Raw genomic sequence first — 13,205 nt, forward strand, 5'->3', positions numbered from 1 at the left:
CTGTTAGAGAATTTCCATTAATTTATCAAGTTCATCAAGCGTCAGATCATCATCACCAAGATCACTAGGCGTAAGTTCAGGACCGTCTTGAGCCAGGCAATGATCTATGATGTTCAGGAGGTGCCCTTTAAAGCTGTCACTGAACGATTGAATGGTTTTTTCATGAAATTCGAGAGAATGATAGGCAAACGTCATCGTCATCTGCCCATTTTCTATAAATCCGACAATATCAAGCGCATTCGGCTTCTCTGTGTCCGGGCTCAGCGATTGTCCCGACGGCATATCGGATCTTGTAAATAAGCCGGAATCCGACATCTCATTAAACTGGCCTAAGTAGTTAAAGCTGATATCCGGATCAATCTCAAACGAAAGATTCTCTTTATGATCAGGCGCCGTTACATAACGCAGAATGCCGTAGCCGACTCCTTTGTTCGGGATATGCCTGATGTCTTCTTTCATTTGTTTCAGCTGATATGAAAGGTCGTCGGCGTGTTTCATCTCAAGGATCATCGGATACATGCTCGTAAACCAGCCGACCGTCCGGGTGATATTCAAGCCGTCAAGAATGTCTTCGCGTCCGTGGCCTTCCAAATGAACGCCGATCGTGTCTTCACCCGTCCACTCCTTGAGCGCCAGTCCGAGCGCCGTCAGCAGAATATCATTCATTTCCGTGTGGTAGGCTTCATGGACGTTTGTGGTCAGCTGTTCCGTTTGTTCAGCCGTCAGAGAGAAGCTGACCGTTCTTGTATGTCTCATGCGCTGATCCCCAGACTGCCTGTCTTTCGGGAGCTGAGTGCACACCTCTTTTTCCTCAAGCTCTTTCCAGTAATCAACTTCTTTCAGAAACGCCTTCGTATTTGCGTATTCTTTGATTCTCTCGGCAAATTCGGCGAATGAATGTGTTTTCGGCGGCAGCGCCGGGTCATTGCCTTGCTTGAGCTGTGTATAAACGGACGTGAAGTCCTCCAGTAAAATCCGCCAAGATACACCGTCTACGACTAAGTGATGGATCGCAAGGAGAAGGTGGTCTCCGTCTTCCGCCCGGAAAAGCCCGGCCTTCAGCAGAGGTCCTGTTTCCAGTGAAATACTGCTTTGAAGACGGTCTGCTTCCCGTTCGATACGGTCTTCATGATCTTCGCTGAGTCCGTTCAGCTCAAAGACGTTCAGTTCAACAGACGCCTCCTCAAGCCCTCTGTAATACGGCTTTTGCTCACGGTAAACCATCCGGAGCGCATCATGGTGTTCGATCAATGCTTGCAGAGTTCTTTCCGCCAGGTCCGGATCAAAGCCGTCTTTCGCGTGAAGCATGACGGATTGGTTCCAGTGGTGTTTGTCGGTAAAGTTTTTCTCAAAGAACCAGCGCTGGATCGGCGTTAAGTCCGCTTCGCCTTCGACAGGTTCCTGATCGGCCTGCTTGCCTTCCGTCCGCTCCACATAAGAGACGAGCTCTTCGATGGTCGGATGCTGGAAGAGATCTTTCATCTCCAATTTATACCCGTGCTGGTTCAGGCGGCTCGCCATTTGGATGCCTTTGATCGAGTCGCCGCCGAGCGTGAAGAAATTATCGCTTACGCCGATCTGATCAAGACCGAGCACTTCCTGCCAAATGTCAGAAAGCAGCGTCTCCATCTCCGTTTCCGGCGCTTTGTAAGCGGCGCTTCCCGCTTCAATGTCCGGCGCCGGCAGGGCTTTTTTGTCAATCTTGCCGTTTGCGGTGACCGGAAGCTCGTCCATCTCCACCCAGAATGCCGGGACCATGTAGTCCGGAAGCGTGTCTTTCAGCGCGGCTTTGAGCGCTTCGATATCATCCTGCTGAGGTGCGACATAGGCGCAAAGCGCGGTATTGCCCGCTTTGTCTTCCACCGCCGTCACCGCCGCGTCATGAACGTCCGCAAGCTGGGCGAGGCGGACTTCAATTTCTGAAAGCTCGATCCGGTAGCCGCGCACTTTGACCTGCTGGTCGATGCGGCCGATGTATTCGATGCCGCACTGCGCGTTCCATTTGACGAGGTCGCCGGTCCGGTACATGCGCTCGCCTGGCACAAACGGATCTGCGGTAAACCGCTTCGCCGTTTCTTCCTCACGGTTCAGGTATCCGCGCGCAAGTCCGCGGCCTGCCACGCACAATTCACCGGCAATGCCTTCCGGCTGCACCTGATCGCCGTCGCCGAGAATATACGCTCTCGTATTGGCAATCGCCCGTCCGATCGAAAGCGATCCTTCCTCCGGATTGATGACGCCGCTTGTCGCGACGACGGTGTTCTCCGTCGGGCCGTAGTTGTTGACGATCGTGTACGGCTGTTTCACCGCCCGCTTCAGCTTGTCTCCTCCGACGAGAAGCATGCGGAGAGAGGTATTTTCCAGCTCCATAAATTGTTCGGCCAGCTGTGTCGGCAGGAAGGTGATGGTCACGCCGTGCTCTTGGAAATAGTGATTTAAGCGGGTGATATCCAGCCGGATCGCTTCGTCAATGACGTGAAGCTCCGCGCCGATGGTCCATGCCGGGAACATCTCCCAGATGGAGGCGTCAAAACCGAAGCCCGCGTATTTGGCGCTTTTATCCTCCGCCGTCATGGCGAATGCGTCGTGATGCCAGAAACACAGGTTCACCAGCGCATGGTGTTCGACCATGACACCCTTCGGCTGTCCGGTCGTTCCTGACGTGTAAATCATATAAGCGAGATGATCCGCCGTTGTTTCCGTCTGCGGATTCGCTTCATCGTTTTCATCAAGCGGCAGGCTCAGAATAGAGCGGCTGCCGTCAAGCAGGATCGTATCTCCTGTGTAGCTTTCCGGCACGTCGAGCGCTTCCTGCGTGAGAAGCAGCTTGGCCCCGCTGTCCTGCAGAATGTAGCTGATCCGCTCTTTCGGGTAATCGGGATCAATCGGCACAAATGCCGCGCCCGCTTTTAGGACGCCGAGTACGCCCGCGGCCATTTCCAAGGACGGTTTCGTCAAAATGCCGACACGTTCGTCAGCCGTAACGCCGCAGTCCATGAGAACGCGCGCGATGCGGTTCGCCCTTGCGTTCAGCTCGCCGTACGTCCATTTCGCGCCGTTGTATGCCACGGCCGGATGGTTTGCGTGGCGGGCGGCCGTTTCTTCAAAGAGACGGTGAACTGTTTTGTCCCGCGGCACAGAGAGTGTTTTTCCTTTCCATGCGTCAAGGAGGGCTTGTTTTTCTGTTTCATTCACCAATGAAAGCTCAGAAAGCTTCGCTGCCGGATTTTCCGCGGCGGCTTCTAACAGATGAAGCCAATAATGCTTCCACGTCTCTGCCGTTTCCGGTTTAAACAGCGCAGTGTTATATTCAAGCACAAACGTTAAGCCTCCGTCTGTGTCATCAGCCGTCATCGTCAGGTCAAACTTGGCTGTTTTTCTGTCAAACGGATGGTGCTTCAGCTCAATTCCTTCCATGACCAGATCTTCGGCATTTGCGTTTTGCATTGAGAATACCGCATCGAACAGCGGATTTCGGCTCGTATCACGCTGCACCTCAATCTTTTGCAGAAGGTCCTCAAGCGGATAATCCTGCGCATCAAATGCACGTAAAGCGGTTTGTTTTACTTCTTCAAGATAATCTGTGAACGTTTTGTCCGCTTCCGGATACGTCCGAAGCGCGAGTGTATTCACAAACACACCGATGACGTTAGCGAGATCCGCATGTGACCGTCCCGCAACCGGGGAGCCGACAATGATGTCATGCTGTCCGCTCAATTTTGAGAGAAAAGCGCTGTATGACGCCAGCAGCACCATGTACATGGTAGAATCCGTTTGTTTCGCAAGACTGCGAAGAGCCGACGTCTGTTCTTCAGTCAGTGAAAAGACCAGCTTGTCTCCTTCAAAGGTTTGCACAGCCGGACGGCTGTAATCAGCCGGCAGCGTCAATACCGGAAGCTCGCCGTTAAGCTCCCGAAGCCAATGCTCCTCCTGCTTGCGGTACTGCTCTGATTGAATAAATTTCTGCTGCCATACCGCGTAGTCTTTATAATGAATCCGCGGCGGCTCAAGCGTTTCGCCGCCATACAGGCGGGACAGTTCATCTATCAGCACGCCGACTGAAGCGCCGTCTGAAATGATATGGTGCATGTCAAACAGCAGCAGGTGATCATGTTCAGCCAGCTTAACCAGCCCCGTTCTGACGAGAGGAAGCTGATCCAGGCGGAACGGCCGGATAAAGCTCTGAATAATTTGTCCGGCGTCTTCCTCAGAGGCTTCGTAATATTCCATGTCAATATCAGCTTCGGCCCATATACGCTGAACCGTTTCTCCATCCTTTATGTCAAACGTCGTTCTGAAGGCTTCATGGCGTTCTGTCAGCTGTTTCATGACAGATTTCAGCTTTTCTGCATCAAGCTTTCCTTTTAAGCGGAGCACAGACGGCATGTTATAGCTTGTTTCAGCGCCTTCCAGCTGCTGAAGCACGAACATCCGCTTCTGCGGTGAAGAAACCGGATACGTTTCCTGCACAGCCGCCGGTATGATGCTTTCAGCCGTCTTCCGCTCAGCGCCTTCAATCAGCTGCGTCAGTCCCGCAACCGTCGGAGAAGTGAACAGATCCTTTAATGTAAGCTGCACGCCGAATGTCTTCTGGATGAGAGCAAGCAGTTTCATTCCCGCTAACGAATGGCCTCCGATCTCAAAGAACTGATCGTGCACGCCGACCCGCTCCATTTGCAGCACCTCAGCCCAAATATCCGCCAGTTTTTGTTCTGTTTCATTGCGCGGCGCCGTATATGACACAGCTTTCGCTGCGGTCACATCAGGCATCGGCAGCGCCCGTCTGTCGATCTTCCCGTTTCCTGTAAGAGGCAGTTCATCCATTTGAATAAAGACGGCCGGAATCATATAAGCCGGAAGATCCTTCGCCGTATGCTCCCTCAGCTCCCGCGAAGAGATTTCTCGCAGGCCGACAAAATACGCGCAAAGAAGTTTGTCACCCGCTCCCTGGTCCACAGCGAGCACGATGCATTCCTGAATCTGGTCATGGCTTTGGATCTGGTGCTCAATTTCGCCAAGCTCAATCCGCTGGCCGCGGATTTTCACCTGATGGTCGATACGTCCGATAAACTCAATATCGCCATTCGGCAGCCACCTGGCCAAATCGCCCGTTTTATACATCCGTTCCCCTTCCTTAAACGGATGCTCCACAAATTTTTCTTCCGTCAGTTCAGGACGGTTGTAATAGCCTTCCACGAGACCTTCCCCGCTGACGCACAGTTCGCCCGGGATACCTGCCGGCTGCATTCGTCCGGCCGTGTCCATGATGAAGATTTCCGTATTGCTGACCGGTTTTCCGATCGGTACGGAGAGCGTATCCTCTTCAATCACATCCACCGGATGGTATGTCGCAAACACCGTGCTCTCAGACGGACCGTACATATGAAGCAGCTTTCCTTTTCCGACTGCCGCAAGCGCCTTTTTGACATGCTCAACAGACGCCCTTTCGCCCCCGAACATGATTTTCCGAAGCGTCGTCAGACAGGACGGCTCCATATCAACAAGCAGGTGGAACAGGGCCGTCGTAATCATCAGAATGCTTACATTCTCCCGTTTGATCACGCGGGACAGGCGGGTCATGTCCAGCACCGTATCTTTCGGGACGATCACAAGCTTTGCACCGTTTAACAGCGAACCGAACATATCAAACATAAAGGCGTCAAAGACGTAGTTTGACAGTCCGAGCACAGTATCTTCTTCAGAAACGGTCAAATAGTTCGTGTTTTTTACCGTCCGCAAAATGTTGGCATGTGTGACGATGTTTCCTTTCGGCGTACCCGTCGTTCCTGATGTATAAGTGAGATTGGCAATCGTCTTGGAATCAAACGGCAATGCTGGATTGTGAGAGTCCTTTTCATAGCTTACCTCATCATCAGCAAGCACAATGACGCCTTGAAAACCGGCCTTTTCCGCAATCGGCTTGAGGCTTCGCTGAGTCAGGAGCACACTCGCCCCGCTGTCGCGGAAGAAATGCTGAATCCGCTGAACCGGATGTTCAGGATCAATCGGCACATAGGCTGACCCCGCTTTTAATACAGCCATAATGGAAACAATCATGTCCATTGACCGTTCACATAAAACAGCCGCGGTTTTTCCGCCGCCACCGACCGAAAGAATATGCCGCGCAAGACTGTTGGCGCGTTCATTCAGCTGCTGATACGACAGGGTTTCCCCTTCGAACTGAAGAGCCGTCCGGTCAGGGTTCTTTCGGGCCTGTTCTTCAAAGATCTGCACGATCGTTTGCTCTTTCGGGTACACTGTGCGTTCCGGATTGAACCGCTGTAATTGATTCAAAGCCTCCAGTTCAGAAAGCAGATCATATTCGCTGATTTTCGCATCCGGCTGAGCTGCCGCGCTCTCCAGCAGGCGGACATAGTGCGCAAGCAGGCGATCCGCCGTCGAGCGCTTAAACAGCTTCGTGCAATAATCCAAATCGAGCGCAATGCCTTCCGCTGTTTCCCGGGCCTGCATTGTCAGATCGAATTTGGCGATATTGAAGTTGGTTTCATGAAGAGACAGCGTAAGATTGCCGATCTCCGGAATTCCGTCCGAAGCATTTTGCAGACTGAACATCGTATCAAATATCGGATGCCTGCTCATATCCCGGGGCACATTCAGCTCCTCGGTCAGCCACTCAAACGGATAGTCCTGGTGAGAAAACGCGTCCAGCACCTGCTTGCGAACATGACCTAACAAGCCTGTAAATGTCTGATCCTGCTTCACGGAGCTTCGCAGCGCAAGCGTGTTGACAAACATCCCGATCAGTCCCTCGGTATCGGAATGATTTCTTCCCGCAGACGGTGTTCCCACGATGATGTCTTCCTGTCCTGAATACTTAGAAAGCAGCGTATAATATGCCGATAACAGCACCATATAAAGGGTGGCTCCGTTTTTCCCGGCGAGCTTCTGCAACCGGTCCCGCAGCTCTTTCGGCAGCTTGACTGATACGCGGTCACCCTCAAAGCTTTGCACCTGCGGCCGCGGGTAATCAGGGAGCAGCTGAAGCACCGGCAGTTCGCCGCTAAAGACTTCTTTCCAATACGCCCGCTCTATCTTGTAGCCTTCCTCCGCCCGTTCCGCTTGCCAGACGGCGTAATCTTTATATTGAATATGCAAATCAGGCAGCTGTTTTCCGCTATAGATGTCTGCCAGTTCCTTCAGCATGATGGAAATTGACACTCCGTCTGAAATCAGGTGATGCATATCAAACAGCAGCATATGGCGATTGTGACCGAGCGTTTGCAGGCCGATTCTGAACAAAGGCGCCTCCGCCAGCTCAAAACGGCGCACAAAATCCTTCATTACCTGTTCATTCGTTCTCCCGCTCGCTTCGATCATTTCAATATGAAACGGAACATGCTCGTGAATCACCTGTCTCGGCGTGCCGTCCTCTGATTGAAACGATGTTCTGAGCGCTTCATGCCTGCTGATTAAAACAGAAAATGCACGCTCTAGTTTTTCACGGTCTAAAGCGCCTTCGATAACGGCTGCTGCCGGCATGTTATACCCGACCCCCGCATCTTCAAATTGACTCGCGATATAGATGCGCTGCTGGGCGAGCGAAAGCGGATAGCTCGCCTGCTTCTCAGCCGGCTTAATCGCACTGTAATCCATCCCTTCGTTTCGGCTTACCGCATAATCGGCAAGCGCCGCGATTGTCGGATGCTCAAACAAGTATTGCAGCGGGATTTCCACGCCCATTTGCTTATGAATTTTCGTCAAAAGCGTCATTGCCTTTAAGGAATGACCGCCAGACTCGAAGAAATGGTCATAAATACCCGCCTTGTCCATTCCGAGGACTTCCTGCCAGATGACGGCGAGCGTTTTCTCTGTCTCATTTCTCGGCGCCGCATACTCTGACGAACTGACAGCCTGCACATCAAGCGCAAACAGCTTTTTGCGGTCTGCCTTCCCGCTCGGCGTAAGCGGAATTTTATCCGTTTTTGTAAAGTAAGCGGGCACCATGTAATCAGGAAGGTGTTTGGACACATACTCCCGGTACTCGGCAGGGTGAAACTCGGTTCCTTTTTCTTGAACGATATATGCGCAAACATCTAAGCTGCCCTGCTGATCCGGCCGTGCCAGCACGACGGCCTCCGCCGCGCCCGGAGCTTTCCTGAGCACCGTTTCAATTTCTCCCAGCTCAATACGGTAGCCGCGGACTTTCACTTGATCGTCTTCCCGGCCGATATATTCGATTGTTCCGTCCGGCAGCCAGCGCGCCATATCGCCCGTGCGGTACATGCGGCCGCTCTCGTTAAACGGGTCCTGCAAAAACTTCTCTGCGGTCAAATCCGGAAGATTTAAATAACCGCGGCCTACCCCGTCTCCCGCGATATACAGCTCACCGGCCGTGCCGTCGGGCTGAAGCCGTTTGTGCTTATCCAATATATACAGCCGGGCGTTGCCGAGCGGTTTTCCGATCGGAACGTACGCCGCCTGCTGATTCATTCCGTTATCTTGTGACACCTCATGCACGGACGCATCTACGCACGTTTCCGTAGGCCCGTAGACATTTGTCAGCCGCGGCGCTCTGCCCGATTGATGAAACAGCGCCATCAGCTGTTCAGCAACAGCGGCGGACAGGCCTTCTCCCCCAATGAGCATGTGGCGCAGTTCAATTCCGCTGACATCTCCCGCCGCAACCATCATCTGCAGATGCGCAGGCGTTCCGTCAGTGGCTTCAATCCGGTTTTGACGATAATAGTCCAGCAGTGCCGAGCCGTTTGTAACAGTTGTTTTCGGCACGATATAAAGCGTCTGACCTAAAAGAAGCGAGGCGAAAATCTGTTTAACGGACGCATCAAAATGAAACGGGGCCAAAAGCGCCATTCTTAATGTCTGTTCACCGCACTGATAAATCTCCTGCTGCAGTGATTGAACCAGGTGATGAACTTGCCGGTGTTCAATCATCACGCCTTTCGGCCGCCCTGTTGTACCGGACGTATAGATAATGTAAGCCAGCCGGTCTGATTGTGTGCCGACACCGTCAGCGGCTGTCTCATATTGAACGGCCTCATCAAAATCAATCTGTTCGGCATTCGTTTCAGGCGCCTGTATTCCCGCCTCTGTCAGAACAGCCTTCGCTCCGCTGTCCTCCAAGATGTACTGAATCCGATCCGCCGGAAAGTCAGGATCAATCGGCACATAGGCGCCGCCCGCTTTCAAAATTCCCAATATTGCCGCAATAACACGGTCAGATCGGCCAAGCAGCACAGCGACAGGAGAATCGGCTGATATCCCGGCTTTAAGAAGGCGTCCGGCGATACGGCCTGACTGTTCATGCAATGTGCGATAGGACAATGTCCGGCCTTCATATACAACCGCGGGTTTGTCAGACAGTGCCTTCGCTTTCTCTTCAAACAGCGCCGGAATCGTCATCTCCTTGCGATAAGCGACCGGATTGCCGAGAGCACGCTTCAGGAGCAGCTCTTTCTCGGATTCTGAAAGAAGAGCGAGCTCATCAATTACACGGTCAGGAGATGATATCGCATCTTCAATCAGCGTGATCAAACGTTCAGAAACAGAGGCAATTTCGTCCGCCTTGAATATGTCACTGCGATAGTCAAAATCAATCGTCAATTTCCCGGTGTCCCATCGTTCCTTCACGTGAATCGATATATCATTTGTTCCGCTTCCGCTGAAGATCGGGTCTGTCAGGAAGGACAGATTCTCTTTTTTCTGCCACTGCATCACTTGATACTCCAGAGCCACCGTAAACAATCTGCTCAGCGAACTTTTTGAAGCACGCAAATCATTGACAAGCAAGTTATATGGATACTTTTGGTGGCGGAGAATTTTCATCAGATCCTTCATCCGGCCTTTGACGAATTCCAAGAACGGCTGGCTTCCGTCAACACTTGTCCGCACAGGCACCGTGGATACGAACATCCCGAGCATCTGCTTTTCTTTCGCATTCGTCCGGTTTCCCATAAACGTACCCGTGACGACATCATCCCGGCCTGTCACTTTGTAGAGATAAGCGATCAGAGCTGACTGGAACAGAGAAAGAACGCTGACCTTATGCTCCCCGCAAAATGATTGAATCCGGCCGTACAGGTCATGAGGAATTTCTTGAGAAAACCGTTTCGCATCAAGACCCGCATCTGCCTGGCTCCGTTTTAAAGACACAAGCTCCGGTACGGTCTCAAACTGTCCGTTCCAAAAATCCCGATCCTTTTTAAACCGCTTCGACTGCACATATTCCTGCTCTGTCAGCACATGCTCGATAAAGGAAGGAATCTCCGTCTGTTCCCCACTTGCTCCGCCTGAAAGCTCCAAATAAATATCAGTAATCGTATTGCCCAGAATCGTCATGGAAATCCCGTCTGAAATAATGTGATGCACATTAGCGTAAAACCAGACCTCATTTTCACTGATCGTGTGCACCGAAAAACGGAATAAATCCTGATCATATAACGCCAGAGGTTTGCTTGCCTCGTCACGCCCCCATTTTGACAGCTCGTCTGCAGAGCAGCCGGCTTGCCTGATGTCTGTATGCTCGATCGTCAGCGGACGGTATTCGCTCACATATTGAACGGGCTCCCCCTCATCATCAAGCCGAAGACGGATTCTCATCGACTCATGACGACGGACGAATTCCTGTATCGCTTTCTCAACGATATGAGCTTGTACGCCGTCCTCAGAAATGAGCTTTCCGAAACCCGCAAGATTTGAAATACTTGTGTTCGGATAGAATTTTTCTGTATACCAGATACGTTTTTGTGCATTTGTTAAAGGATAAAAAGTTATTTCCATATGTGTGCGCCTCCTCTTTTTAAGATAAATTTGTCAATTCTCCCTTAGAAACAGCCTCCCTCAATGTCCCTAACTCATTATCAAGCCAAAAGAACCACTTACCTCCAAAACGATCCCGATTTAATCACCGCCGAAATCTGCAATCCATTCACCCGCACAGTCCGAAATTCGGCTCAAATTTATGAGAAATCAAGATAAGAATCCAATGTTTGTAAGCAACAGGGTTTACCTATTTCTTCATGAATTACTATATATCTACTTACGTTCACTTTATATGAAATTATTGTTTTTATCACCGAAAAATGGGTGAAAAGTTTCATGCGGCACACCGAAAAAAAATCCGACAATTCCAGAGGGTATTTTGCGGCATCCCGCAATTTATTTATAAAAATATTATTTATGTAAAATTAAAAATCTTTAAACTATTGTATAAATCTTTCAAATATCCAGTTATGGCAGAATGAAAATAGTTTTCATATATTAGCTGATGGGGAGAAAACAGCGCAAGAACCGAAACAGGAGATTTAATCGTTCGCAATATGATTTCATTAAACCGCAAAAAAAAGCGCTCTATTTTACATAGAGCGCTTCAAAAAGATTCCTTTATTGCAGTTTTATCAATGTTGATTAATTCCATATATTCTTTTCCCCACTTATACATAGCGTCCAAAATCGGCATAAGGGTCTCTCCTTGCTCCGTTAATGAGTACTCCACTTTCGGGGGAACAACAGGGTAAACTTCCCTGTGAACGATCAGATCCTGCTCCAGCTCCCTGAGCTGATTCACAAGAATTTTGTGCGTAATATCAGGAATTAAAGCTTTCAGTTCATTAAATCGTTTTGTCCCTTCTTTTCCCAGGTGCCACATAATCAGCATTTTCCACTTCCCGCCTATCACGGCAAGTGTCAATTCCTTTTCGCAATTAAACGTTTTCTTATCCATTCGGCTCACGGGCTATTCTCCTTCCTCTTACTTTTCGTACGTTGATCATCTATAAACACTTGCTTACTTTTTCACAGAGCTTTCATCCATTTATACTACCACGCAGTTTTGCTGAGACAAAACACATTGCCTGCAGGGGACAGTATCCTCAAAGTAACTATTAGACTTTAAAGTGCGTACTTTTCAACATGCAGGGCACTCTATAGAATGTAGATACATTAAAAAGAGGAGTGAATATACAGTGGAATTACAGCTGGCATTAGACTTAGTGAATATCCCTGAAGCAATTGAACTTGTGAAAGAGGTCGAACAATATATAGATGTTGTAGAAATCGGCACTCCCGTCGTCATTAATGAAGGACTGAAAGCCGTGCAGGAAATGAAAACAGCCTTTCCTCACCTGAAAGTGCTTGCCGATCTTAAAATCATGGATGCAGGCGGTTATGAGATTATGAAAGCGGCAGAAGCAGGCGCTGACATCATCACCGTTTTAGGGGCGACAGATGATTCGACGATCAAAGGAGCGGTTGCCGAAGCAAAAAAACAGCAGAAAAAAATCCTCGTCGACATGATCAACGTAAAAGACCTTGAAACACGGGCAAAAGAAATTGACCAACTCGGTGTTGATTATATTTGTGTCCACACAGGTTATGATCTTCAAGCAGAAGGAAAAAATTCATTCGAGGAACTGACGGCGATTAAAAAAGCGGTCAAGAGCGCTAAAACCGCAATTGCCGGAGGCATTAAACTTGATACGCTTCCTGAAGCCATCAAACAAAACCCAGATTTAATCATTGTCGGCGGAGGCATTACGGGAGCTGACAATAAAGCGGATACTGCTTCTAAAATGAAACAGCTGATCACACAAGGATCATGAAAACGACGGAATACTTACGTGAAATCCTAAATGAATTATCCCGTACTGCAGCGTTAATAGCCGACAAGGAAGCTGACAAGCTTGCGGATCAGATTTTAGCTGCAGATCAGATCTTCACGTCCGGAGCGGGCCGTTCCGGTTTTATGGCTAAAGCGTTCGCCATGAGGATGATGCATATCGGGCTGAACGCTTACATCGTCGGTGAGACGCTTGCCCCTCCCCTCAAAGAAGGCGGTCTCGTCATCATCGGATCAGGCTCAGGCGAAACAAAAAGCCTGCTTCATACTGCTGAAAAAGCCAAAAGCCTTAATGGCATCATCACTGCATTAACGATTAATCCTGACTCGAGTCTCGGCAGACTTGCGGATCTTACGATAACGATTCCCGGCTCTCCTAAGGAGGAGACCGGCGGAGACAGAAAGACGATTCAGCCGATGGGTTCTTTATTTGAACAGACTCTCCTGCTGTTTTACGATGCGGTTATTCTAAAAATCATGGAGAAAAAAGAACTGAATTCGGCAGACATGTTTGCAAATCATGCAAATTTGGAATGATATACTGGCGGCCTTCTAATCAGATGGCCGTCTTTTTATCGCCCTGCGGCGCTCGATTACATCCGGTCAGGTT

The 13,205-nt window shown here is 50.1% G+C and carries 4 protein-coding genes; 2 read left to right on the forward strand and 2 right to left on the reverse strand.

The features are described 5' to 3' along the window. Positions 1-3: 3 nt before the first annotated feature. Complete coding sequence (gene srfAA, locus ACXN9U_RS12800) at positions 4-10,758, reverse strand: surfactin non-ribosomal peptide synthetase SrfAA (protein WP_489201745.1); 10,755 nt, start codon at positions 10,756-10,758, stop codon at positions 4-6. A gap of 589 nt (positions 10,759-11,347) precedes the next feature. Continuing rightward, positions 11,348-11,710 (reverse strand): transcriptional activator HxlR, encoded by a 363-nt coding sequence (gene hxlR / locus ACXN9U_RS12805; RefSeq protein WP_016936795.1) that lies wholly within the window; start codon positions 11,708-11,710, stop codon positions 11,348-11,350. A gap of 232 nt (positions 11,711-11,942) precedes the next feature. On the opposite strand from hxlR, the gene hxlA reads away from it, so the two are divergent. Both hxlA and hxlB read left to right on the forward strand, forming a co-directional pair. After that, the gene (hxlA, locus tag ACXN9U_RS12810) at positions 11,943-12,578 is read left to right on the forward strand and encodes a 3-hexulose-6-phosphate synthase (RefSeq protein WP_016936796.1); all 636 of its coding nucleotides are present in this window, start codon (positions 11,943-11,945) and stop codon (positions 12,576-12,578) included. Continuing rightward, positions 12,575-13,132, forward strand: coding sequence for a 6-phospho-3-hexuloisomerase (gene hxlB / locus ACXN9U_RS12815; protein WP_489201746.1), 558 nt, complete (start codon positions 12,575-12,577; stop codon positions 13,130-13,132). Before hxlA ends, hxlB begins: the two co-directional genes overlap by 4 nt. Positions 13,133-13,205 lie beyond the last annotated feature (73 nt).

The sequence above is a fragment of the Bacillus sp. BACIII genome (genome assembly GCF_057836745.1).

Excerpts from the sequence above, each read along its gene's own strand:
- srfAA (WP_489201745.1), bottom strand. The coding sequence starts at position 10,758 with ATGGAAATAACTTTTTATCCTTTAACAAATGCACAAAAACGTATCTGG.
- hxlB (WP_489201746.1), top strand. The coding sequence starts at position 12,575 with ATGAAAACGACGGAATACTTACGTGAAATCCTAAATGAATTATCCCGT.